This is a genomic window from Nevskia sp. (assembly GCF_023266035.1).
Lineage (GTDB): Bacteria > Pseudomonadota > Gammaproteobacteria > Nevskiales > Nevskiaceae > Nevskia.
In genome coordinates this window covers 1-24,368 of sequence record NZ_JAHFRY010000028.1, presented here as the reverse complement: position 1 = coordinate 24,368, position 24,368 = coordinate 1, and the positions used below count along the sequence as shown (strand labels likewise).

At 66.2% G+C, this 24,368-nt stretch carries 21 protein-coding genes; 15 read left to right on the top strand and 6 right to left on the bottom strand.

Annotation, left to right across the window (positions count from 1 at the left end; translation table 11 throughout):
- Positions 1-23: 23 nt before the first annotated feature.
- Positions 24-710 (top strand): HAD family hydrolase, encoded by a 687-nt coding sequence (locus Q0D45_RS06175; RefSeq protein WP_293389958.1) that lies wholly within the window; start codon positions 24-26, stop codon positions 708-710.
- Between the two features lie 4 nt (positions 711-714).
- Here the strand turns inward: Q0D45_RS06175 and Q0D45_RS06170 are convergent, their stop codons facing one another.
- The gene (locus Q0D45_RS06170; protein ID WP_293389955.1) at positions 715-1,686 is read right to left on the bottom strand and encodes an MBL fold metallo-hydrolase; all 972 of its coding nucleotides are present in this window, start codon (positions 1,684-1,686) and stop codon (positions 715-717) included.
- 143 nt (positions 1,687-1,829) lie between these two features.
- Here Q0D45_RS06170 and Q0D45_RS06165 point away from each other — a divergent pair, with 143 nt between their 5' ends.
- On the top strand, positions 1,830-3,488 hold the full coding sequence (locus Q0D45_RS06165) for a S41 family peptidase (protein ID WP_293389952.1): 1,659 nt from the start codon (positions 1,830-1,832) through the stop codon (positions 3,486-3,488).
- Positions 3,489-3,592: 104 nt separating this feature from the next.
- Here the strand turns inward: Q0D45_RS06165 and Q0D45_RS06160 are convergent, their stop codons facing one another.
- The 3 genes from Q0D45_RS06160 to Q0D45_RS06150 all read right to left on the bottom strand — a co-directional run bounded on the left by Q0D45_RS06160 (position 3,593) and on the right by Q0D45_RS06150 (position 6,579).
- The gene (locus tag Q0D45_RS06160) at positions 3,593-4,624 is read right to left on the bottom strand and encodes an ABC transporter permease (protein ID WP_293389949.1); all 1,032 of its coding nucleotides are present in this window, start codon (positions 4,622-4,624) and stop codon (positions 3,593-3,595) included.
- Entirely contained in the window at positions 4,621-5,508 is an 888-nt protein-coding gene (locus tag Q0D45_RS06155; protein ID WP_293389946.1) for an ABC transporter ATP-binding protein, read from the bottom strand. The genes Q0D45_RS06160 and Q0D45_RS06155 overlap by 4 nt, the downstream gene beginning before the upstream one ends.
- Before the next feature lie 126 nt (positions 5,509-5,634).
- Positions 5,635-6,579, bottom strand: a complete 945-nt coding sequence (locus Q0D45_RS06150; protein ID WP_293389943.1) for a LuxR C-terminal-related transcriptional regulator — start codon at positions 6,577-6,579, stop codon at positions 5,635-5,637.
- A 230-nt stretch (positions 6,580-6,809) separates the two neighbouring features.
- Between Q0D45_RS06150 and Q0D45_RS06145 the strand changes: the two genes are divergently transcribed.
- A complete protein-coding gene (locus Q0D45_RS06145) occupies positions 6,810-7,400 on the top strand; it encodes a uracil-DNA glycosylase (protein WP_293389940.1) in 591 nt (196 codons plus the stop codon).
- Between the two features lie 24 nt (positions 7,401-7,424).
- Here Q0D45_RS06145 and Q0D45_RS06140 read toward each other — a convergent pair whose 3' ends face one another.
- On the bottom strand, positions 7,425-7,838 hold the full coding sequence (locus Q0D45_RS06140; protein ID WP_293389937.1) for an SRPBCC family protein: 414 nt from the start codon (positions 7,836-7,838) through the stop codon (positions 7,425-7,427).
- Positions 7,839-8,035: 197 nt separating this feature from the next.
- Between Q0D45_RS06140 and Q0D45_RS06135 the strand changes: the two genes are divergently transcribed.
- The 11 genes from Q0D45_RS06135 (at position 8,036) to Q0D45_RS06085 (ending at position 21,161) form a co-directional block, all read left to right on the top strand.
- Positions 8,036-8,296 (top strand): hypothetical protein, encoded by a 261-nt coding sequence (locus tag Q0D45_RS06135; RefSeq protein WP_293389934.1) that lies wholly within the window; start codon positions 8,036-8,038, stop codon positions 8,294-8,296.
- A 107-nt stretch (positions 8,297-8,403) separates the two neighbouring features.
- Positions 8,404-9,363 (top strand): tRNA-dihydrouridine synthase, encoded by a 960-nt coding sequence (locus Q0D45_RS06130; RefSeq protein WP_293389931.1) that lies wholly within the window; start codon positions 8,404-8,406, stop codon positions 9,361-9,363.
- 341 nt (positions 9,364-9,704) lie between these two features.
- The gene (locus Q0D45_RS06125) at positions 9,705-10,988 is read left to right on the top strand and encodes a polysaccharide biosynthesis/export family protein (RefSeq protein ID WP_293389928.1); all 1,284 of its coding nucleotides are present in this window, start codon (positions 9,705-9,707) and stop codon (positions 10,986-10,988) included.
- A 77-nt stretch (positions 10,989-11,065) separates the two neighbouring features.
- Positions 11,066-13,357, top strand: a complete 2,292-nt coding sequence (locus Q0D45_RS06120; RefSeq protein WP_293389925.1) for a GNVR domain-containing protein — start codon at positions 11,066-11,068, stop codon at positions 13,355-13,357.
- 24 nt (positions 13,358-13,381) lie between these two features.
- A complete protein-coding gene (locus tag Q0D45_RS06115) occupies positions 13,382-14,248 on the top strand; it encodes a sulfotransferase domain-containing protein (protein ID WP_293389922.1) in 867 nt (288 codons plus the stop codon).
- Positions 14,245-15,225 carry a sulfotransferase gene (locus Q0D45_RS06110; RefSeq protein ID WP_293389918.1) on the top strand — a complete coding sequence of 327 codons (981 nt, stop codon included), beginning with the start codon at positions 14,245-14,247 and terminating at the stop codon, positions 15,223-15,225. The genes Q0D45_RS06115 and Q0D45_RS06110 overlap by 4 nt, the downstream gene beginning before the upstream one ends.
- A complete protein-coding gene (locus Q0D45_RS06105) occupies positions 15,222-16,172 on the top strand; it encodes a sulfotransferase (RefSeq protein WP_293389916.1) in 951 nt (316 codons plus the stop codon). The genes Q0D45_RS06110 and Q0D45_RS06105 overlap by 4 nt, the downstream gene beginning before the upstream one ends.
- On the top strand, positions 16,169-17,464 hold the full coding sequence (locus tag Q0D45_RS06100) for a hypothetical protein (protein ID WP_293389913.1): 1,296 nt from the start codon (positions 16,169-16,171) through the stop codon (positions 17,462-17,464). The genes Q0D45_RS06105 and Q0D45_RS06100 overlap by 4 nt, the downstream gene beginning before the upstream one ends.
- Positions 17,461-18,591 carry a glycosyltransferase family 4 protein gene (locus Q0D45_RS06095; RefSeq protein ID WP_293389911.1) on the top strand — a complete coding sequence of 377 codons (1,131 nt, stop codon included), beginning with the start codon at positions 17,461-17,463 and terminating at the stop codon, positions 18,589-18,591. Before Q0D45_RS06100 ends, Q0D45_RS06095 begins: the two co-directional genes overlap by 4 nt.
- Positions 18,584-19,852, top strand: a complete 1,269-nt coding sequence (locus tag Q0D45_RS06090) for a glycosyl hydrolase family 28-related protein (RefSeq protein ID WP_293389908.1) — start codon at positions 18,584-18,586, stop codon at positions 19,850-19,852. The genes Q0D45_RS06095 and Q0D45_RS06090 overlap by 8 nt, the downstream gene beginning before the upstream one ends.
- The gene (locus Q0D45_RS06085) at positions 19,845-21,161 is read left to right on the top strand and encodes a hypothetical protein (protein ID WP_293389905.1); all 1,317 of its coding nucleotides are present in this window, start codon (positions 19,845-19,847) and stop codon (positions 21,159-21,161) included. The genes Q0D45_RS06090 and Q0D45_RS06085 overlap by 8 nt, the downstream gene beginning before the upstream one ends.
- A gap of 3 nt (positions 21,162-21,164) precedes the next feature.
- Here Q0D45_RS06085 and Q0D45_RS06080 read toward each other — a convergent pair whose 3' ends face one another.
- Positions 21,165-22,361 carry a glycosyltransferase family 9 protein gene (locus Q0D45_RS06080; protein ID WP_293389902.1) on the bottom strand — a complete coding sequence of 399 codons (1,197 nt, stop codon included), beginning with the start codon at positions 22,359-22,361 and terminating at the stop codon, positions 21,165-21,167.
- A 577-nt stretch (positions 22,362-22,938) separates the two neighbouring features.
- On the opposite strand from Q0D45_RS06080, the gene Q0D45_RS06075 reads away from it, so the two are divergent.
- Positions 22,939-24,368, top strand: a 1,430-nt coding sequence (locus Q0D45_RS06075) for a ShlB/FhaC/HecB family hemolysin secretion/activation protein (RefSeq protein ID WP_293389899.1), incomplete at its 3' end; no start/stop codon positions are given.

The window sequence follows — 24,368 nt, the reverse complement described above, 5'->3', positions numbered from 1 at the left end:
CCGATTGCTACTACCGAATCCCGATGTCGTTCAAGGCCCTGACGCTCGATCTCGACGACACGCTGTGGCCGATCGCGCCGACCATCCAGGCCGCCGAAGCGGCCGCCAATGCCTGGTTCGCCGCGCACGCGCCGGTGGTGCTGGCAGCCTGGAACGAGGGCGGCCGGCTGCTGTTGCGCAACCGTGTGGTCACCGCGTTTCCCGATCGGCGCCATGACCTCGGCTTCCTGCGTCGCGAGATGTTCCGGCAGATGCTCGCCGACTGCGGCCTCGATGACCGCCGCGCTGTCGAGGTTTACGAGGTGTACATCGCCGAGCGGCAGCGGGTGACCTTGTATCCGGGTGCGCTCGCTGCGCTGGAAAGACTCGCCGAGCGCTATCCGCTGGCCGCCGTTTCCAACGGCAATGCCGATCTGGCGCGGATCGGTCTGGATCAGCATTTCCGTTTCTCGCTATCGGCCAGCGAACACGGCGCCGCGAAGCCGGACCCGGGCATCTTCCTCGCGGCCTGCACTCGGCTTGGTTTTGACGCCGGCCAGGTGCTGCACGTCGGCGACGATCCACAGACCGATGTGCTCGGTGCCCGCCGAGCCGGGCTGCGTGCCGCCTGGATCAATGGCGACGGCTTGCCTTGGGCGCACGAGGAGCACGCGCCCGAAATCGAAGCGGAATCATTTGCCGAACTGGTCGAGCGCCTGTTGCAGCGCTAAGCCCTCAGGCAGCCGGCTTGGCCTTCTGCTTGTCGAGCCAAACTTCCAGACCCTGGGTGTTCAGCTCGATGTCGAAAGCCAGCCATTCGCGAGCCACGTCGTCGGTCACCGGCGAGGCATTCGCCGCCAGTTCTTCGAGCGAATAGAGCATCAGCGCTTCGTAGATTCGGGCATGACGGTCCGGCACTTCGGCGAGATGCAGAGCGATGCTCTGGTACATCGCGATGCCACCGCCGAGATCCGCCGCCAGTTGCGCGACGTTGTCGACGCGGCCGTAGTGCGTCAGGAACATGAACGCCGGATCGGCCGCGAGATAGCGGCTGATGGTCTTCAGCCAGGCCTCCGGCTCGAATTGCACCGGCGTCGTCGTCGGCATCAGGAAAGGGCCGTTCGGGCCGTCGAACAAGCGGTACGACAGGCCGAAGGTATCGCCGGTGAACCAGCCGCGGCTTTGGGCATCCCAGATCGAGAAATGGTGGCGGGCATGACCAGGCGAATCGATGAAGCTGAGCTTGCGACCGTTGAAATCGAGCACGTAATTGTCATCGGCAACGATCACGCGCTCCTCGGCCACCGGCAGGATTTCGCCATACATCGTCGCCATGTTCTCGGGGCCGTAGACCGCCGTCGCACCGGCGATCAGCGCCGAAGGATCGATCAGATGCCGGGCACCGCGCGGATGCACCACCAGCTTCGCGTTCGGGCAGTCCTTCATCAACAGGCCGACGCCACCGGCGTGATCGAGATGCACATGCGTCGGGATCACATAGGCGATCTGATCGAGCCCGATGCCGCGCTCTGCAAGCACCGCCTTCAGGCCGGGCACCGACAGCGAAGTGCCGCATTCGATGAACGCGTACTGGTTGCCGCTACGCAACAGATAACAGCAAGCGAGACCGGTGCGCTGCTGCTCGGTGTCGATGCAGCTGATGGCGTCGGGGTAGTCGATGACAGCCGGAAGCTTGGCGGGGAACATGGCGATCCGGAGAGTGGGACGAATACTGGAATTATAGGGATGCCACCCGAGCAGCAGTGCGATATTGAGAGATTTGGGGACGACCGCGGCGACGGAGTCGAAGGCAGAGCGAAAAGCCGGGGCTGCTTGAGCCGGCGGAGACGGTGACCGGATTCACACTGAGTTTCGATTTAGACCATCTTTTGCTTTTTGGTGCCTATAAGATCGGCCGATCCTCCTTCATGAAGCTCGCAATCTCCATGCGCCACAAAACAGCGGCGACGGCCGCAACGCTGCTCCTGCTCACTGGCTGCGGCGGTGGCGGCAGCGCTGGCAGTGGCGACGATGGCGGTGGTCTTGGCCCGGACGCCTCACTGTGGGAGCAGCGCACCGCTGCCTCTGACCGCCAAGCGGCGTTCTGCGCGACACCGCGCAGTGGCAACGATCCCTACAACGACAATCAACCCTATCCCGATCGCCAAGGCTCGATCGACGACGAAAAGCTCTGGCTCAAGACCTACATGCACGAGGTCTACCTTTGGAACGACGAGATCCCGGACGCCACGGCCTCGCGTTACACGGCCGCAGCCTACGGCAGCGTGCCGGACGCGCTCGATGCCTACCTAGATGCCCTGAAGACTCCCAAGGTCACGGCCTCCGGCAAGCGCAAGGACGACTTCAGCTTCACTTACCCCACCGACCTTTGGAACGCGTCGTCGATGTTGGGTATAGAAACTAGCTACGGCATGCAAGTGACGCTGCTGGCGAGCGCCCCGCCCCGCAAGGCCATCGTGGTCTATACCGACGCCGACACGCCGGCCGCCTACCAAGGCATCGGCCGCGGTACCGAAGTGCTGGCGATCGACGGCGTCGACATGATCAACGACGGCACTCGGGCCGGTGTCGACACGCTCAATGCCGGCCTATTTCCAGCCACGGTGGGCGAAAGCCACCGCTTTACCTTCCGCGACCGCAGCGGCGTGACCCGCAATGCCACCCTAGTGTCTGCGTCGCTGAACAGCGTTCCGGTGGAGCGGGTGCAGACCTTCGAAACGCCGGCCGGACGTGTTGGCTATCTGGTTTTCAAGGAGCACATCGCCACCGCCGAGGGCGAACTGATAGCTGCGCTCACGCAGCTGCGCGACGCCGGCATCACCGACCTGGTGCTGGACATGCGCTACAACGGCGGCGGCTACCTCGACATCGCCAGCGAGCTCGCCTTCATGATCGCCGGCCAGACGCGCAGCAGTGGCCGCGTCTTCAAGCAGCTGCGCTTCAACGCCACCAATCCGCTGACGCGATCACCCGATTCCACCGTGGGTTTTCATGTCACTTCACAGGGCTTCGACCCGAGCCTGGATTCGGGCAAGGCCCTGCCGGAACTGAGCCTGTCACGCGTCTTCGTACTCGCGGGGCCTGGCACCTGCTCGGCCAGCGAATCGCTGGTCAACGGCCTACGCGGCATCGGCGTGCAGGCTTTGCTGATCGGCGGCACCACCTGCGGCAAACCCTACGGCTTCTATGCCCAGGACAATTGCGGACTGTCGTACTTCGCCATCGAGTACTCCGGCGACAACGACCAAGGCTTCGGCGATTACGCCGACGGCTTCGCGCCGGACTGCAGGGTGAGTGACGACTACGCGCACGAACTCGGCGATCCCAACGAGGCCCTGCTTGCCACCGCACTGACCTGGCAGCAGACCGGCACCTGCGGGACGAGCAGCGCGACGAGGGCTGCGGCAGCACAGCGCCAGGCATCCGAAACACCGCAGCTGCTCCGCGGTCCGCTGCACGAAAATGCCTGGAGACGCCCGCCGCATTGAGGGCGGTGCGCCTGGAGCCCGAAACTTACCCGGGGCCAGATTGAATACCTACTTCGGCCGTCCACGGCCGGGCATTGACGTCCAGCGGCAAGGCTCGCTGGACGTCAATCCTGCCGCCACTTGAACAGCACGGCGCCCAAGCCGAGAAACACCGCACTCATCAGCGCCATCATCCCGAGCGGATAACCGAGCTGCGCCAGCCCGGTGCCATCGAGCATGATTGCCCGCGCGGCGTTGAGCAGATGAGTCAGCGGGAAGAAATCGGCGGCGATCTGCAGGGCGCGCGGGGCGCCGTCCATCGAGAAGAACACGCCGCAGACGACCATCATCGGCGTCGAGATCACGTTGAGGATGCCGCCGGCCAGTTCTTCGCTGGCCAGCCGGGCCGAGACCACCAGGCCCATCGCGATCATCGAGAAGGCGCCGAGGGTGACGACCACCAGCAGGTCCAGATACGAGCCTTCCATGCGCAGGCCGAGCAGCAGTCGGCAGGCACCGAAGACCAGCACGTTGACCACCAGGATCAGCGCCAGGCGCGACAGCAGCTGCGCCAGCAGGAACTCGAAGGCGCGCAGCGGCGTGGCGTTGAGCCGCTTCAGATAACCGTTCTTGCGATAACGGACGATCACATAGCCGATGCCGAACAGGCAGGCGAACATCATGTTCATGCCGAGCACGCCGGGCGCCACCCAATCGACATAGCGAATCGACTTGCCGGTGGTCACTTCGCGGTGCAGCGCCGCGCCGCCGCTGCCGGCGATCAGGCGTTCCAGCAGCGCGCCTTTCGGTGACTGCTCGTTGACCCAGTAAGCCGGTGGAGCGGCAGTGAAATCGATCAGCAGATCGATGCGATGGCGCTGCACTTTCGGCAGCGCGGCGTCACGGCTGTCCTCGCGATAAAACTGCACCTGCGGTGTGTCGAGGAAAGGATGCAGGCTGGCGTCGAGCTTGGCTTCCGCAGGGGCGATCACCGCAACCTTGAACAGTGGCTGGCCGGGCCCGGAGAACACAAAGGCCAGGCCGATCACCATCAGGATCGGGAACACCAGGTTCCAGCCGAGCGAGGAACGGTCGCGGACAAATTCGAGGCTGCGCGCCCAGGCGGCGGCAGCGATACGGCGCAGTGAAGCCTTCATTCCCGCAGCCCCCGGCCGGTGAGTTCGATGAACAGGTCTTCCAGGGTTCGCGGCCGGATACGCAACTGTGCCAGCGACACGCCGGCGGCGAGGAGTGCGGCGACGGCAGCATTGACGTCCGGCGTCTGGATTTCCAGCGTGTCGCCTTTTGGCGTGCCGACCAGCGTGCTGCCGGCCAGTTTCGGCGCTTCGGCGGCCGGCACTTCGAGCACCGAATCGTTGAAGTGTTCGGCGAGCAGCTGGCTCGGCACGCCGCGGGCGATGATCTGGCCGGCGTCGACGATGACGATCTCGTCGCAGAGCAGATAGGCCTCTTCCATGTAGTGCGTGGTCAGCACGATGGTGCGGCCGGCGGCCTTGATGTCGCGGACCAGATCCCAGAAATTGCGCCGCGCCTGCGGATCGAGGCCGGTGGTCGGTTCGTCGAGGAACAGCAGCTCCGGATCGTTGACCAGGGCGATTGCCAGTAACAATCGTTGCCGCTGGCCGCCGCTGAGCTTCCTGCTGTCGCGATCAAGAAAATCTTCGAGCCGGCACAGCGCGATCAGCTCATCGAGCGAGCGGCGCACCGGGTACAGCGCGCTGAAGAAGCGCAGGTTCTCGATCACCGTCAGATGATCCTGCAGCGCGGTCGACTGGAACTGGATGCCGACCCGCTCGCGATAGCGCGGCCCGAGCGGCTCGCCGCGATAGCGGATGCTGCCGGAAGTCGGCGTCAGCAGGCCTTCGCACATCTCGATGGTCGTGCTCTTGCCGGCGCCGTTCGGGCCGAACAGGCCGAAGCAGGTGCCGGTCTTGACGTCGAAGCTCAGGCCGTTGACCGCCTTCACCTGTTTGAAGTGCTTGACCAGTTCGCGCACTTCGAGCGCTGTTTCGGAGTTCATGGAGAAAGCAGTGACTAGTGATTAGTGGCTGGTGGTCAGTGTGCCGAAAACGGCAGACATCTGATCGGTGCCGACGCAGCTACACCGGCAACTGACCACCAGCCACTAGCTACTGACCACTGCGTTTCAAGGCTTGCTCGCCTTCAGCCGGATCAGATCGATCAGATCCTCGCGGCGATAAATCGCCAGCTTCCGGTAAATGCGGGTCGTGTGATTGGCAACCGTCGACACGGCGATGCCGTACTGGCGGGCGATCGATTTCAAGGTCTTGCCGTTGCCGAGCGCGCGGGCGATTTCCTGCTCGCGCGGTGACAGCATGTCCAGCGGCAGCGGCTTGCGGGCATAGATCAGGTACAGCTGGCCGGAGCGGCGCACGCGGATGTGCAGCGGCGCGTGGATGAAATCGCCCCCTTCGTCGCCGAGTGTCGATTCCGGCAGCTCGAACGGCAGCTTCAGGATCGGCGCCGCCTGGTCTTCGCCGAGCATTTCGCGGAAGCGCTCGCTGGCCGCGAAGACGCTGCCTTCGGCATCGACCATCGCCGCCGAGCCGCGATTGGCGCGGCCCATCGCCTGCAGCCAATCGTCGCGGCGAATGAACTGGCGCAGCGCCAGCGCGCCCGCTTCGACCATATGCGCGAGCACCCGACGGAACGTTTCGGACGCCGGCAGCTTGCGATCCGCCGCGAACTGCATCAGCACGGTGCTGATCACGCCGGATTCACGATGCCGGTACTGCACGGCCAGGCCGATCTGGCCGCGCATCGGCACTTCGATCGAAGCCTCGCTCTGGGAACTGGTGAACGGCAGCGTCGCCATCAGCTGCGGCGTGAACTGGGTCTGGCTCTGGCCGGGTGGATGCTGGGTCAGCTCGCCGCCGCCGGTACCGACACCGCGTGACCACCAGGCGGCGCGGCTGGCACCCAGGCGTTCACAAAGCCTGGCCAGCGCCTTGGCGCGGTAGTCCTGACATTCTTCCTCGATGGCCGAGCGGTACAGCGTGTTGATCAGTTCGTCAGTCGGTTCCATCGTCGCTGTCATCTCCTGGGCCGCAGCAATAGTCTGATTGCACATGCTTCTTTCCCGAAGCATCGGCGGTAATGGGGCCCTCGCGCAACTCTTGAGTGGGACCCTCTAATCAGCGAATGCTACCGGCCGTCGGAATCAGCGCTGCGGCCCTACAATTCGCAGCCTTTCGGCTTCCCGATTCTGCGCTCCGGCCCGCTTGCAGGCCGCATTTCCCTCCGGCTTCGATGACTCTGCTTTGTGACGCACTGCTCGCTGCACTCGACCAACTTCCGGCAATGGCAGGCACCCACCATCCCTGGGCGGCAGCCAACGCCGACGATTCCGCCGACAACGGCCCGGCCCGGCGTATTGCCCATCTCCGCGCCCATGCGGCCAGACCGGACCTGCGGCTGGTGCTGATCGGCGAAGCGGCGGGCTATCAGGGCTGCCGGATTTCGGGCATTCCGTTCACCTCGGAAGCGCTGCTGATCGATGGCAGCATTCCCGGCATCGCGCCCTGTCCGCGCCTGTCGACCCGACCGAAGCCCTGGAGCGAACCCTCGGCCCGCGTGGTCTGGCGCACGCTGTACGAGCAGCAACTGGCGGACAGCACCTTCCTGTGGAATGCCTTCCCGCTGCACCCGCATGCGCCGGGCGTTCCTCACTCGAACCGTACGCCGACACGCGCCGAACTGAGTGCCGGCGAAGGCGTGCTGCGCGCACTGCGCCAGGCCTTGCCGAATGCCGTGCTGGCGGCGGTCGGCAACAAATCATCAGAAGCGCTGACCCGCCTCGGCTATGCGCATGAAGCGCTGCGCCATCCGGCCTATGGTGGCGTGCCGGAGTTCGTTGCCGGCGTCGCACAGCTGGCCAGGAAACTGCGCTAGGGCTTGAGCCCCGGCGCAGGTGACTCAGGCATTTTTTTTCAGGCCGCGCGAGATCGCCAGATTCAGGATCTGCTTGACCAGGAACGCCGAGCCCGGCAGCGCGCCGTTGAACTCGATATGCCACGTCACCTGCGAACGGCCACCGGTCAAGGGCTTGAACACCAGCCGGCCGTGATGGTTCTTCAGCGGCCAGCCGCCGCGAGTGATCTTGTAGTCGATCGACTTGCCGGCCACGGCGCCAACCACGGTTTCCTCGATGGCCAGCGGTGCCACGCCGATCCGGCGCACCGAACCGACGCCGTTGACCGAACTGTTGCCATCACGCACCCGCACCACCGGCACGCCGAACACCTTGCCGAGGCGGTTGTTATCGGCCAGTTCCTCATAAACCTCGGCGACGGGGCGGGAGAATTCCTGAACGATATCGATGGTCTGCATGGTGGGTCTCGGGGTGGATAAGGCTTGCGAACAATAACTTGCGGCAGCGCAACAATGCCGATTTCCGGGATCGGCAGACGCTGAGAGCGGATCTGAGGGGTCCTATGGGCAGTCTTGACTGGAGGTTGGTGCACAACCGTTCAGCTAAGGTTTGACCACCGTTGATCCGTCAATAATTCTTCCGCCAGAAAAACGACATGCGCAAACTCTATTCAGGTTTCTCCACCCGCGACGCCAGCGTGCAGGTGCAGGTCTGGCTGGAACCGGAAGCGGAAGACCGGGGCAACGGCCGTGTGATCAGCCTGGCGGCGTTCCGCGCCGAAGCCGAGATCGCCAGCCAGCGCCACGTGCTGCCGCGCAGCGAAACCCGCGGTCTGTCGGAACTGGTGCCGTCGCTGCTCGCTCAGCTGGACAGCCATCTCGTCGAGCGCCTCGGCATCGGCCAGCGCGTTCACTGACGTCCACCGCTGCAACGGGTCGGCTGGCGCAAGGCCGCCGATCCTGATCGCAAGCCTGCTTCGCCTATCATCCGCGCGCCGCTAAAGGCCGCCGTACGGTTTTTCCCATGCAACTCGCCCTCGCGCCGATGGAAGGGCTCGTCGACGACGGGCTGCGCGCGCTGCTGACCGGCATCGGCGGCATCGACTGGTGCGTGTCGGAATTCATCCGCATCAATGACTGCCTGCTGCCGGCATCGAGCTTCCTGAGGCTGGCGCCGGAACTGGCGCAGGGCGCGATGACGCCCAGCGGTACGCCGATGCGCGTGCAGCTGCTCGGCTCCGATCCGCATTGCGTGGCCGACAACGCCGCCTTCGCGGCAACGCTCGGTGCGCCGGTGATCGATCTGAATTTCGGCTGCCCGGCGAAGACCGTCAACAAGTCGAAAGGCGGCGCCGTGCTGCTCAAGCAGCCGGAGCTGCTGCACGCCATCGTCAGCGCCGTACGGCGTGCGCTGCCGGCGCAGATCCCGGTCACCGCCAAGATGCGCCTGGGCTTCGATCACGCCGACGACGCCGAAACCTGCGCCCAGGCGCTCGCCGACGGCGGCGCGGCGTCGATCGTCGTCCACGCCCGCACCAAGGCCGATGGCTACAAGCCGCCGGCCTACTGGGAGCGGATCGGCAGCATCCGCGATGCGGTCAAGGTGCCGGTCTACGCCAACGGCGAAATCTGGACCGTCGACGACTGGCGCCGCTGCCGCTCCCTGAGTGGCGTCGACGACGTGATGCTCGGCCGTGGCCTGATCGCCCGGCCCGATCTGGCCCGGCAGATCGCCGCCGTGCGCGATGGCCGCGTCATCGAGCCGATGCGCTGGCTCGAACTGCTGCCGCTGGTCGAAGGCTACTGGCATCGCGTACGGGCCAAGGTGTCGCATCCGAAGTACGCGCCGGGCGTGCTCAAGCAATGGCTGGTCTGGCTGGCCCGCAGCTATCCCGAAGCCGAGCGCCTGTTCCTCGACATCCGCAGCCTCAGCGATGCCGATGAGGTCGAGCGGCGGCTTGCCGCTTCGGCAGGCGTTCTGTGAAAAGCCCTTGAATCAGGGGCTTTCAGCGGCTCGGAAACCTCCGAGAACCGCCAAGTTGCAGCGATTCAACGAACTGCAACATTTCGTCAATATTCTGTTGCCCGGGCTGAACAAAACACCGGAATGAAAGCCTCGGGGCAGTCCGAGCGCCTTTCGCGTCAGATCGGTCAACAGGGCTGCGTGGCACGCCTGCTGGCACCGGGACACCAAACAACATCTGGGCATTTTCGGGCGTTTTCAGGGGCGGGGTGCGCGGTGCCTGACGGGATGATCCGTGCGGCGCCGGGTGCCGCTTCGCATCGCTGCAGTGCCGAAGCGGGAATCTATCAAGAGCGTTCAACATGCGAAGCGTCAGGTTTTCGGGGCTCATCTTCATCGTCGGCGGAACCTTGCTCGGCGGCTGCACGCAACTGGTTCCAGGCTTGAACGTCCGCAAGGTCGAAGTCGGCGAGCACGCGTTGAGCGCTCCAGTCACGGTCAAGAGCGATCCGGAGCAGAAATCCGAATGGCCGCCGTACGGCCCGACTCGCGTTCCGCCGCTGCCAGGCGCCGTGGTCACCAAGCCGGACCCGAATGCGGGTGCCGATACCGAAGTGCTGCAGAAGTACCGCGTGGTCAAGGTCACGCCGGACGTGGTCTCGAAGCTGCTCGACGACAGCGGTGATGTCGACGCTGCCGAAACCGCGCAGCTGCCGACGGTGACGCCGTCCGACGTGCCGCCGGAATACATGATCGGCGCTGGCGACGTGCTGTTCATGACCATCTGGGAGCATCGCGAGCTGACTGATTCGGTCGCCGGCGTTTCCCGTGATCCGACCGATGAAGGCCGCATCGTCGCCGCCGACGGCACCACCTATTTCCCGTACATCGGCAGCTTCAAGGTTGCCGGCATGACCGTCGCCGAAGTGCGCACGTACATGGCCGGCAAGCTCGGCAGCCTGATCGTCAACCCGAAGATCGACGTTCGCGTCATCGGCTACCGCGCCCACCGCATCCAGGTCACCGGCGAGATCAAGAAGCCGGGCACCTTGACCCTCGACGACACGCCGAAGGGTGTGCTGCAGGCGCTCGATGCCAGCGGTGGTCTCACCGAGCTGGCCAGCAGCCGCCGCGCCGTGCTGGTGCGCAACGGCACGCCGTATCGCATCGACCTCGCAGCACTCTTGTCCGGCGAAGGCCCGGCGCGCAATCCGCGCCTGGAAGCCGGCGACGAACTGCACTTCCCGAACCGCGATGCCGACCGCGTCTACGTGCTCGGCGAAGTCGCCCGCCAGCGGCCGATCGAAATCAATCGCGACCGTCTGCCGCTGATCGCAGCACTCACCGAAGCAGGCGGTCTCGACAAGCTCAGCGCCGACGATTCCGGCGTGCTGGTGTTCCGTCTCAACGAACCGGGTGCGGCCATCGCGGCGTCGATCTACGTGCTCGACATGTCGTCGCCGGAAGGTCTGCTGATGGCCAGCCAGTTCCCGCTGCGCGTGCGTGACGTGGTCTACGTCCAGGCCACCGGACTGTCGCAATACAACAACGTGGTGCAGCAGATCCTGCCGACGGTGCAGACGCTGTTCAACGCTGCGCGCATTGGCGAAATCGCCTCCGGCCGCCGCGTCATCCGCGAACGCTGACCAGCTCCGCATCCCGCTTCGAATCCCGTTCTTTTCGTGACGCCGCTTCCGGCGTGACGCACACCCAGGCAGCTCCAGTGACCCACGATAACGCCAGCCCCCTCCATCAGCCGCGTCGACCGCTGCCGGGCGATGAAGACATTCGTCCTCGCGACATCTACGAACTGCTGATCGCCGGCCGCTGGACCCTGCTCGGCGTCACCGCCACGGTGTTCCTGCTGGCGCTCGCCTACTGCCTGCTGGTACCGCCGACCTATCGGGCCAGCGCGCTGATCCAGGTCGTCGAGCCGACCAAGTCCGGCGGCCCGGTCGACAACCGCTTCGGCCGCCTCGGCGCGCTGCTCAGCGGCACGCCATCGCAGGCTTCCGCCGAAATCAGCCTGATGCAGAGCCGCCGGGTGATCGATCCGGTGATCGCCCAGCTGCATCTGGACATCGCCACCGGCCCGCGTCATTTCCCGATCGTCGGCAGCGGCATCGCCCGCAACATCAACGGCAACGGCGAAGCGGCCAAGCCGGTCGAAGCCTGGTTCGGCTTCCGCCGCTGGGCCTGGGGCGGCGATCGCATCAGCGTCGAAAAGCTCGAAGTGCCGGCCGAGGACAACGACAGCACGCTGATCCTGGTCGCGCTCGAAGGCGGTGCCTATCGCTTGCAGAGCTTCTGGTTCGGCCGCGAACTGCTCACCGGCAAGGTCGGCAGCGAAGCCGCCAGCCGCGATGGCCGCTACAAGATGCTGGTCAAGTCGCTGCAGGCGCTGCCGGGCACCGAGTTCTCGGTGACCAAGCTGACGCCGGACGTCGCCGTCGCCAATCTGATCGAAGGCCTGACGGTGGAAGAGACCGCGGTGTCGTCCGGCGTCATCGAAGTGGCCTACAAGGGCAGCGGCCGAGCCATGGTCGCGCGCATCGTCGATGCGCTGGTCGAATCGCATCACGCCGAACACAGCGCCGCGCTGCGCGAAGACAGCGAGCGCTCGCTGGAATTTCTCAACAAGCAGCTGCCGACCATTGCCGCGCAGTTGCAGGAAGCGCAGGCCGCACTGTCCAAGTACCAGCAGATCAACGGCGGCCTGTCGGTGGATTTCGACGGCCAGTTGCTGCTGCGCAACGGCGTCGATCTCGAATCGAAGCGGCTGGAACTGCTGACCCAGATCGACAAGGAAAAGACCCGCTACACCGCCGAGCATCCGGTGATCCAGGCACTGGCCGCGCAGCTGGCGACCATCGAGCGCGAGCAGCGCAGCTTGAAGGGCCGCGTCGACCTGCTGCCGCAGACCAAGCAGGACGTGCTGACCCTGACCCGTGATGTCGAAGCGCGCGAGAACCTCTACAAGTCGATGGTCTCGTCGATCCAGAGCTACGAGCTGGCCAAGGTCGGCTCGGTGGGCAATGTCCGCACCATCGACAGCGCCAGCCTGCCGTACGTGCCGGCAGCACCGAAAACCTTGCTGATCCTGGTCATTTCGCTGGCGCTGGGCCTGCTGTTCGGTGTCGTCGCGGTGTTCCTGCGCCGCTCGCTGACCCGCGGCCTCGAAAGCCCGGCAGAACTGGCGACCGTCGGTCTGACGACGCTGGCGCTGGTGCCGCTATCGAAAGCCCAGCGGCGGCCGTCGACGGGTCTGCTGGCGCGGCTCAAGAAAGCCAAGCCGGCTTCGAAGCGCGCCGAGCCGGGCACCGGCCTGCTCGCCGATCGCCTGCCGGAAGACGCTGCCGTTGAAGCGCTGCGCGCGCTGCGCACTTCGCTGCTCAATCGCGCTGCCGGCAAGAGCGGCGTCGTGGTGCTGGTCAGCGGCCCGGTCGCCGGCAGCGGTGCCAGCTTCGTCGCCGCCAATCTGGCGCTGCTGCTGAGCCAGGCGGGGCGCAAGGTAGTCGCGGTCGATGCCGACCTGCGCAGCCAGAGCTTAAGCCGCAGCTTCGGTGGCGAAACCTCCGGCAGCCTCGCCGGCGCCGGCATCGTCGAATACGTGCAGAGCGCGATGGCGCCGGAAGCGCTGCTGCGCAGCCGTCCGGCGCTGGCCGGCACCGTCGGCAGCCTGGACTGGATCTCCGGCGGCGGCCCGTCACGCGTGCCGGCGGACACCTTGCTGCAACCGCGCTTCACCGATCTGATCCGCCTGCTCGCCGGCAACTATGACTTCGTCGTGCTCGATGCTGCGCCGGTGCTGACTGCGGCCGATGCCGCGATCCTCGGCCGCCTCGCGGCGATGACCCTGCTGGTTCTGAAATCCGGCGAACACCGGGCCGATGAACTGGAAGCGGCGCTCGCCCGCTTCGCCGATGCCGGCGTCACCGTGCAGGGTGCGGTGCTCAATCAGGTCGGCGTGCGTGCCGGCGCCTACGGCCAGGCCCTGAAAGCCGCTTACGCCTGAACCGCGTAGCCGGCTCCAGCTCCCATGCGCACGCTGCCCAACTTTCTCTACATCGGCACCGGCCGGGCCGGCTCGACCTGGCTGTTCGAAGCGCTGCGCCAGCATCCGGAGGTGTTCGTCACCCCGGTCAAGGAAACCAGTTACTTCGATCTCAACCAGACACGCGGGCTCGACTGGTACGGCGATTTCTTCGCCGATGCCAATGGCCATCGCGCGATCGGCGAGATCGCCCATCGCTACTGGCGGCGGCCGGAACTGGCGGCGCAGATTCGCACCGCACTCGGGCCGGTGAAACTGCTGGTCTGCTTTCGCCGGCCGGAAGATTTCGTGCTCTCGGCCTATCTGTTCGCACGGCGCAATGGCCGCTTCGACGGCTCGGCGGCGGACTGGATGAGCAGCCGCTTCGAGCCGCAGTCGCTGGCCTATCACAGGCTGCTCAAGCCCTGGGTCGATGCCTTCGGCCGCGAGGCGATCTTCATCGGCTGCTTCGACGATCTGAAGGCGGATCCTGCAGCCTTCTTCGCCAGCGTCTGCCGTTTTCTCGGCGTTGCCGAACAACCGCTGCCGGTGCTGCTGCAGGACAAGATCAATGCCGCCGCAAGGCCGCGTTCGGCGGGGCTGGCGCTGACCGTCAACAAGCTCTCGAAGCGGTTCAAACGCCATGGCGGCCAGCGGCTGATCGCCTGGGTCAAGCGTCAATCGCTGGTGCAGCGTCTGCTCTACAGCCCGCTCGATGCCGGCGCGCGGCCGGTGCTGTCGATTGCTGCGCGGAACACCATTCGCGCAATTGCCGAAACCGAATTGCAGCGGCTCGACGCCGAGTTCGGCACCCGCTTCCGGCAGCGCTGGTACGGCGCTGACCACAGCTTTCCGACTGCGGTGGCGGCATGAGCCGGCTGTCCCCACTACCAACAAATACCTTCCTGATCGGCGCGCCGAAGAGCGGTACCACGGCGTTGGCCAGTTGGCTGGCGGCGCATCCGCAGGTCTGCTTCAGCAGCCGCAAGGAGCCCGGTTACTTCGCGCGGGATTTTCCGCCGCATGCCGACATCCAGGCGCATTTCGATCCCGAGCGCTATCGGGCGCTGTTCGCGCCTGAGCCGCAGCACCGGGTGATCGCCGAAGGCTCGACCAACTATCTGCTGTCCGCCGACGCGGTGCCGGCGATTCTTGCTCTCAACCCGAACGCGCGCTTCATCGTCAGCCTGCGCAATCCGCTGGAACTGGCACCGGCGCTGCACATGCAGCAGCGCTACATGCTCAACGAGGATCAGGCCGATTTCGCCGATGCCTGGCGGCTGCAGCCGCAGCGCGCACGCGGCACATCGATACCGGCCGACTGCCGGCAGCCGCGCTTCCTGCAGTACGCCGCGTTCGCGCGCACCGGCGAGCAGATCGAACGATTGCTGACGCGGGTGCCGCGTGCCTCGGTGCACATCATTCGCTTCGATGCGCTGCGGGCCGATCCCGGCGCGGTGTATCGCCAGACCCTGAGCTTCCTCGGTCTGGACGACGACGGCCGCAGCGAATTCCCGGTGGTCAACGGCGCCCATCGCCGTCGCTATCCGGCGCTGGCGCGGCTGCTGCTGAACCCGCCGGCAGCGCTGCGCGAGCCGCTGTGGCGGCTGCGCAAGACCTTGCGCAGTGCGCGCCTGCCACTGGTGGAAGCGCTGCGCGAACGGCAGCGCCAGGACATGGTTCGCGAACCGCTGTCGCCGGTGCTGCGCGCCGAACTGGCCCGCCATTTTGCCGACGACATCCGCTTGCTGGAACGCCTGCTTGGCTGGGATCTGAGCGATTGGCGGCAAGCCGAACCGACTCGCCCATTGGCAGCGCCGCGACTCATCGACCAGAGGATCGGCGCATGAGCCGGCATCCCAATACCTTCATCCTCGGCGCGCCGAAAAGCGGCACCACGGCAATGGCCCAGTACCTGCGCGATCGTGCCGACGTGTTCTTCTGCGATCCGAAAGAACCGGCCTACTTCGCCAGCGATTACCCGGTGCTGGCGCGCCACCATTCGCTGCACACGCTGGACGATTACCTGGCGCTGTTCGCCGGTGCCGACGAGCGTCACGCGATCGTCGCCGAAGGTTCGACCACCTACCTGCACTCGCGGCGCGCGGTCGCCAACATCATCGCGTTCAATCCGCAGGCGCGCTTCATCGTGATGCTGCGCAACCCGGTGGAGTTCGCGCAGGCCTATCACATGGAACAGTCCTACGTGATGAACGAGGACGAGCCGGACTTCGCGACCGCCTGGCGCGCGCAGACCGCACGCGCTCGTGGCGAACAGCTGCCGCGCCGCTGCCGCGATCCGAACAAGCTGCAGTACGGAATGATCGGCCGCTACGGCGAGCAGGTGCGCCGGCTGCTGGCGACGGTGCCGCGCGACGCGGTGCTGTTCATCCGCTACGAAGACTTCCGCGCCGACGCCGGTGCCTGCTATCGGCGGCTGCTCGCCTTTCTCGATCTGCCGGACGATGGCCGCAGCGAATTCCCGGTGGTCAACAGCTCGCATCGCCAGCGCTCGCGGATGGTCGCCAAGCTGGTGCTGACGCCGCCGAAAGCGATCGAGCCGATCGTGCTCAAGCTGCGCGCCTTCCTGCGCCGCAATCGCTTTCCGATGATCGAAGCGCTGAAGGCGCAATTCCGCACCGGGCATCGCCGCCAGACGCTGCCCCCCGCGTTGCGTCAGGAAATGGCTGCCTACTTTGCGGACGACATCCGGCTGCTGGAATCGCTGCTCGGCTGGGACTTGAGCGACTGGCTCGATGAGGCTCGGATTGACCACAAGCAGGCAGTCGCAGCATGAGCGCGACCGGCTTGGACATCGCCCTGCCCCGCCACGCGCGTACCTTGCCGCGCTTCGACGCTTTGTCGGCTACCAGCATCGTCTGCTTCTGCCTGGCGCTGATTCCGGTCATCGCCATTCCGGTGCCCGGCAGTTCCTCGGCGTTCGCGGCCGGTGCCGATCACATCAGCTTCGTCGATCTGTTCGGCCTGCCGTTGCTGTTGCTGCTGCTCTACCGCGCGCGGCTGCCGGACTCGATGACCTTGTTGTTCGTGGCCAGCTTCCTCGGTTGCGCATGGATCTCGATGGTCAATGTCGGCGACCTCGGCCGTGAAACCCTGCGCGTGCTACGCCTGTGCTTCATCTACGCGCCGTTCCTGCTGGCGCTGAGCCTGCACTGGACGATCGAGAGCGCCGAGCGCGCATTGCGGGTGTTCTGGTGGGGCGGCCTGTTCGGTATCGTCCTCAGCTTCTTCATCTACTGGTTCGTCGGCGCCGTGCGCGAACAGCAGCAGGCGCTGTTTCTGAAGAACGGCCTCGGCTACGTGTTCCGCGCCGGCGGCCAGCTCGGCAACTCCGGCGGCTTTTCGCACCTGATCACTTCCTGGGCGATGACCGCGCTGGCGCTGTACTGGATCGCCCTGCGCCGCTTGAGCGCGGTACAGATCGCGGTGACGCTGGCCGTGCTGGTCTACGGCATCGTCATCACCGCTTCGCGCAACTCGCTGCTGCAGGTCGGCCTGGTGCTGATGTTCACCACGCTGTTCGTGGCCCGCAGCCATCAGCGCAGCGCCGGCCGGGTGATGGTGACCCTGGGTCTGGTCGTCGCGGTGGTGGTGGCTCTGCTGCCGTTGATTGCCCTGATCACCGATTCCGCCGTGCTGAGCGCCACGATGTCGCGCTTCGGCCTTGGCGAAGACGATCGCTCGATCGCCCATTCGATCCGCTACCAGAACTGGGCCGGGCTGCTCGATCAGCTGGGCTGGAACGTGCTCGGCATCGGCTACAAGCAGACCATGGAGCTGACCGGCCTGCCGGTCGACAACTCCTACCTGCGCATCTTCCTGGAGCTGGGCGTTGCCGGCATCGCCTTCTTCCTGCTGTTCTGGGCCTCGATCCAGCTGCGCCTGCTCGGCAGCCGCTCGCCGGATGTCATGGTCCGCCGCTACAAGGCCGCCGCTGCCGGCCTGGTGATGGGTGAACTGGGCCGCATGTGTTTCTCCGACACCTTCACGATGTACCTGAGCACGCCGAGCGTGATGGTGATCCTGGCGATCGCACTGCGCCTGCGCTCCAGCGACCCCAGCACGTGAGCGCTGAAGCACAGCCGCGCGTGCTGCTGATCACCGGACGCGCCGACATCGGCGGCGGCCCCGAACATGTGCTGCAACTGGTCGATGGTCTCGCCGGGCGTTGTCAGCTGTTCGTCGCCTGTCCGCAGGAAGCGCCGTACTGGGATCGCTATACGGCCCGGGTCGGCAGCGAGCGGATGCTGGCGATTCCGCGGCGACGCCTGAGCCTGAGCGCGCTGTGGGCGCTGCGGCGCTTCGTAGCCACACAGCGCATCGAGCTGATCCATTCGCACGGCAGCGCCGCCAGCGCCTACTCGCGGCCAGTCGGCACGCTGAGCGCTATGCCGGTCGTCCATACCCATCACGGCCTGTTCTTCGTATCCCGGCCCGGCGGCCTGAAGCGGCGCCTGCGGCTGCTGATCGAACGGCTGCTGGAACGCTTCACGCGCTTGAGCATCTTCGTTTCCGACGGCGATCAGACCCTGGCCCGCAGCGCCGGTTTCGGTTTCGGCGCCAGCCGGATGATCCGCAACGGCGTTGCCGTGCCGGCCGAAATCGTCAGGGCGAATCGCGCCGATGCGCCGCTCAAGATCATCACCGTCAACAACTACAGCGAAGCCAAGAACCCGGACCTTCTGTTCGAGATCATCGCCAAACTGGCGGCGCGTGCCGAAGCAGCCGTCGAAGTTCATGTCTATGGCGAAGGCGAAGGCCGTGCAGGGTTCGCGAACCGGCTGCGCGCCGCGGGTCACGATCGTTTCGTCCGCGTGCACGGCGCCGTGCCGGGCCTGCGTGAGCAGCTGCCGACGCACGACATCTTTCTGTCCTGCTCGCGCTGGGAAGGGCTGCCGTACGCGGTGCTCGAAGCGATGGCCGCTGGCCTGCCGACGGTGCTGAGCCGGGTGCCTGGCCACGACGAAATCCTGGCTCACGGTCTGGACGACTGTGGCTATGCACTCGACGATCCGGCCGAGGCTGTCGACTGTCTGCTGGCCTTCCAAACTCCTGCTTCAAGGCACGTGGCGGGCACGCGCGCGCAGGCCGTGGTCCGCCAGCACTTCGGCGTCGGCGAGATGCTCGACCGCACCTGGGCAGCTTATTGCGATGTGCTGGAACATTCCGTCGCCGAGTGGCAGCCCAATGTCTGAATCTGGGTCTGACACGCGTATCTGGGATCGCCGCCAGTTTCTGTTCGCCGCCGGAATGGCCGCGCCTGCGCTGGCCCGCGCCGCCGGCAAGCGCGACCGCGCCGAGGCCGAGGAGCCGGTCGACGACGGCGATCTCGATACCAGCGACGACGCCGAAACCAGCAGCGCGCTACCGCAGAAGTCGGTGCGCGGCTACGGCTTGTCGCTCGACGATTTCGGTGCCGATCCGACCGGCGTCAAGGATTCCACCAGCGCGCTGCAGACTGCCGTCGATCGCGCGGCCGGTGGCTGCCTGCTGATTCCGCGCGGCCGTTACCGGATCAGCCGGCCGATCGCGGTCGAGAAATCCGGCCTGGCAATCGTCGGCGAAAGCCTGCGCAGCGAATCGCTGCTCGGCAGCGTGCTGTTCAAGAGCGACGACTTCAAAGGCGACGCGCTGCTGCACGCGGTACGCGACGACAAGGTCCGCGTTCACGGCCTGTCGATTTCCGGCATCACCGTCGATGGCCGCCGCCAACCCGGCTCCGGTCTGCTGTTCGCCAACGTCGGCAATGTCACGCTCGACAGCGTCGTGGTCAGCGGCTGCAGCGACTGGGGCGTGGTCATCGACGGCGGCTTCCTGTGCTCGCTGCGCGGCGTCATCGCGATCGGCAACGGCACGTTCGACAAGGGCAAGGCCAGCGGCGGCGGCGTGCTGCTGGCCGCCAACAGCCGCGCCTGCGCCGATACAAGGATCATCGACAGCTGCTTCAACAAGAACCTCGGCGCCCAGCTGCGGCTGGCCGGCCGGGTCGACGGCAGCTCCACCGGCCCGCGCGATCGCCGCCGGGTCGCCGGGCTGACCGTACTCGGCTGCCAGTTCGAGCGGCCAGCGCATGACGATCTGCGGGTGCCGGTGGTCGCAGTCGACGCCGCCGAGCGCTGCAGCTTCATCAGCTGCAATTTCGTCCAGCCGCGCGGCATGAACCCGCCCTGCCTCGGCCTCGGCGGGGCTGGCAGCTGGCTCAGCGATGTCTCGTTCATCGCCTGCTACTTCCAGTACAACGGCAAGCAGGGCGCGGCGATCCGCGGCGAAGCCGGCACCCGCAACATCTCGTTCATCGATGCCCGCTTTGGCGGCCGTGGCCGGCTGTTCGACTTCGCGGCGACGCTCGATCCCGGCAGCATCCATTTCAATCGCCCGCCGGATCTCACACGCGGCAGCGGCCGTGCGGCGCTGAGCTTTCCGTTGATGGCGCCTGCCGTCACTACCGGTGGCTGAAGCAGCCAGCAAGGCCCAGCGGCAACTCGACCGCGCGCTCGGCCATGCCGGCCTGGCCCGGGTCGGCAGCGTCATCGCGGTGGCCGGCGCCCATGTGCTCGCGGTGCGGGCGCTCGGACCGGCGGTCTACGGCGATTTCGTGTTCGCCGAATCGCTGGTCTTCGCGCTGAACCTGCTGGCGATCTTCGGCAGCCACATCTCGGTGTTCGCGATCGGCAGCCGCGAACGGCCAGCTACGGCAAGGACAATGCTGACCGCCGCTGCGAGCCTGATCGGCGGCTGGCTGCTGCTGGAACTGCTGCTGCTCGCACTCGCCCAGCAGCTGTTTCCGCACAGCCGCTACGCCGATCCGGCCTGGCTGTGGCGGATCACGGCAGCGGTCGCCGGCATGAGCCTGTATCGGGTGATCGCCGAGCTGATCCGCATCGAGGTCGGCGTGGCGCTGGCCAATTACTTCAGCGGCCGTGGCAACGGCTTCGTCGCCAGCCTCTGGCTGCTGCCGCTGCTGGTGCTGGCCCTGGCGACCGGGACGAAGCTCGATGCGCTCGACCTGCTCGCCGGCTTCGCGATCGCGCAGTGGCTGGGCGTGCTGATCGGCCTCGCCTTCCTGCTGCCGGCCTTGCGCCAGCCACCACCGGCGACCGCGCTGCGTCACCGGGACGTGATCGCCGAGATGCTGCGTCGTGGCCGCAGCATCACCATCACCCAGATCGCCCAGTTGACCGTGGTCAGCCTCGATGTCTGGCTGCTGGCGATGCTGGCACCGGCTTACGCGCTCGGCGTCTACGGCCTCGCCAAGCGCTTCGCGACCTGGCTGATCGTGCCGGTCGGTCTGGTCGGCCAGTCGGCACTGAAGCATGCGGTGGCCGAGTTCCGCGAGGCCGGCCGGATCAGTGCCGAACTGGAAGCCGCGTTCCGGCGCGCGGTGCTGCGCTCCTGGTGGTTGGTGGCTTCGCTGGTAGTGATTGCGGCGGTGCTGCCGGCTTCATGGCTGCAGGCGATTGCCGGTCCGACTGCGGTACTGGCGCGGCCCTTCTTCGTCGCACTGGGCCTGGGCCAGCTGCTGCGGCTGGCCTTCGGCAATGGCGGCATGATCCTCAGCGCCGCTGGCCTTGAAGCCGAGAATCTGCGGGCTTATCTCGTCGGCAACGGCGCGGCGCTGGTGGCGGCCCTGGCGATCATTCCGATCGCTGGGCCTTGGGGCGCGGTCGCAGCCTATTCCACCGGCACTGTGATTGCCGCCGTATTGGTATCGCGGGCCTGCAAGCGGCGCATGGATTTCCACTGCGATCTGCTTGGCCAACGCTAGCAATCAGCCCTGCCGCTCCCAACGCAACACCCGGCTGGCCGCCCGCTCGGCAGGCTTCGCATGAGGCTGATCAAGCAGTTTCACGACCGCCGCATAAACCCGGCCGACGCCGATGCGATGCATGCAATCCGGTGGTTGCGCGGGATGTTCGAAGCCGAGGTTCAGGTAGCCGCAATCGGTGCCGACCGCGTCGATGCTCAGCACCTGCGGGCCGACGCCGCCCCAGCGCAGCGAGGAACTGGGGCCGTGCAGACCGATCACCGGCACGCCGACCGCGGCAGCCAGATGCAGTACCGCGGTATCGACGCTGACGACGATGGCCGCGCGCTTCAGCAGCGACACCGTCTGCGGCAGCGCGCAGACCCCGGCGCGATTGTCGACCGGCACGCCGGCCGCACGGATCGCCGTGGCCAGTTCGGCAGTGTCCTCGACATCGTCATCGCCACCGGTGAGCACGATGCTCAGGCCGAGCGCGTGGACCCGGCGCGCCAGTTCCACCCAACGCACAGCCGGCCACTGCTTGAGCTCGGCCTTATAGCCGCCCGGCCAGGCGTGGAACACGGCATAGGGCTGCGGTGCGACCAGCGCCGAAACCACTTCATCGAACACCACCGCCGGTGCATGGCCGGCGGGCACTGCCAGCGGCTGCAGCAGCGCGCCGTAGTTGGCCAGCTGATGGCGGTCATAGCGCAGCGGCACGACGTGGTCGTAGACGTAGTGGCGATGCTGGCCCGGGGTCTTGAAGCCGACCGTCGCCGCGCTGCGTGACAGGCCGGCGAGCAGGGCGTTGATGCGCGGCCAGGGGCCGATGTCGATCAGCCAGTCGAGCGGCTGACTGCGCAGGGTCGCCACCGCGTTCCAGGGCCGCAGGATGCGCAGCGGCACGTGCTCGTCGATCGCCGGAATCATGTCGGCGACCGAGGCATTGGACGCTGTCGTGAAGATCAGGATGCGGGCTTCGGGATGGGCCGCGCGCAGGTCGCGGATCATGCCGCTGGCGATCACGGTGTCGCCGATCGCGCCAGTCGCCAGGATGCCGATCGAGGGCCGGCGCGGGTCGCTGATCACGGCGCGCTTCCGCCCGAAGCGCCGGCCGAAATGCCGGTGCAGCGCCAGCAGCACGCCGAGCAGCACGACCACGGGAATGCCGATGTAACGGTCAAGCAGTTTCAGCCGCCGTCTGCCGCGCTGTTGTTTCATGTCCGCCCGAAATCCCTGCAATCCCTGCCCCGAATCCCGTCCGGGCCCTGTCCGGGCCCGAACCGCTGCCGAAATGGCCGCTGCACCGCGCCGGCACCTTGTCGGTGTCTCGAGCGCGTCATCCCCGTGTCGCAAGCTTTGTCAGCCGCGGAAGCCCGGCATCGACGCCGGGTACCGTGCTGGCTGCAGGCCGGCATCCATCAGTAATTCGTGAAAATTACCGAGCCGATGTGACGCGGCTATTGCGAATAGAAGACTGTCCGACCACGGCGAGGCTCGACCCCCATGGACGTGCCATGCACGCCGACTTCACGAATCTGCAACGTTGGTCGTTGACACTTGCCGCTCGGAAACCGTGGCCGTCCCCGAGTACCGGATGAGCGCCTTGCAGCGCCCGGGTCAAGTCAGGACGGCGGGTCGAGCGATCACCTCGGTGATTGCGGATACGGAAGTCACGACAGCCATCGGCTTCCCATCCAGGTTTCCCGTTGCCCATTCCGTTATTGCGCGCCGGCACTTTCGTTGCCGGCTTTCGTTGGTCAGGGGATTTCGTTCGTTGAACCTGAGGCTCGTCAGATTGCTGGGTTCAGCGACGCTGAGCGCGTGGGCGCTGCTGCCATCGGCGGCGGGTGCCCAGAGCGCCGCTGCGGCTGCGCCTGCACCACCGGTCACCGCACCGCCCGCGCTGGATATCTGGGAGTTCGCGGTCGACGGCAACAGCGTGTTGAGCGATGTCGAGATCATCAAGACGCTGGAGCCCTTCCTCGGTCTTGATCGCACGCCGGACGATGTCGATCGCGCTCGCGCCGCGCTCGAACGCTACTACCGCGATCGCGGCTACAAGACGGTATCGGTGGCGATTCCGAAGCAGACCGTGCGCGAAGGCGTGATCGTGCTGGAAGTCAGCGAAAGCCGGGTCGGCCGGCTCAATGTGGTCGGCTCCGAATATCACTCGCTGGACCAGATCAAGGCCGAAGCGCCGGCGCTGGCCGAAGGCACGGTGCCGGATTTCAACAAGGTCAGCAGCGATATCGCGGCCCTCAATCAGCAGGCTGATCGCCGGGTCACGCCATCGCTGAAAGCCGGGGCCACGCCGAACACCGTCGATGTCGATCTGGTCGTCGACGACGAGCTGCCGCTGCACGGCTCGCTGGAGCTGAACAACCGCCGCAGCCAGGACACCAGCAATCTGCGCGCCGTCGCCAGCCTGTCCTACGACAACCTGTTCCAGCGCGGCCATTCGCTCAGCGCTTCGGTGCAGACCGCGCCACAGGACACCAACGACGCCAAGGTCTTCTTCGGCTCCTATCTGGCGCGCTTCGGGGCCAGCCCGTTCAACCTGCTGGTCAACGGGCTGATCTCGGATTCCAACATCGCCACCGTCGGCGGCATCAACGTGCTCGGCCGCGGCCAGACGCTCGGCGTACGCGGCATCTGGACCTTGCCGGGCACCGAGGAGCTGTACCAGTCGCTATCGGTCGGCCTCGACTACAAGCACTTCAAGAACACCACGGTGCTCGGCGGCAGCGAGATTCCGACGCCGATCACCTACTACCCGCTGAGCGCGGCATACAGCTCGATCCTGCGCCAGAACGAATACATCGCCCAGCTCGATCTGTCCCTGAGCTTCAATACCGGCTTCGTCGGCAGCGACCGCGCCGAGTTCGACCTCAACCGCTTAGGTGCCCGTGGCCAGCAGTTCTGGCTGCGTGGCAGCTACGCCCAGACCTTCGGCCTGCCGCTGGCGATGCAGGGCTATATCAAGCTCGGCGGCCAGTTGACCGACCAGCCGCTGATCTCCAACGAGCAGTTTTCCGCCGGCGGTGCCGACACCGTGCGCGGCTATCTCGAAGCCTCGGCACTCGGCGATTACGGCATCAGCAGCACGATGGAACTGCGCAGCCCGCCGCTGGCCGACTATCTCGATATCGGCGACAGCTTCCGGCCGGTGGAAACCCTGCGCGCCTACGCCTTCGCCGACAGCGCCGTGCTGAGAGTGCGCCAGCC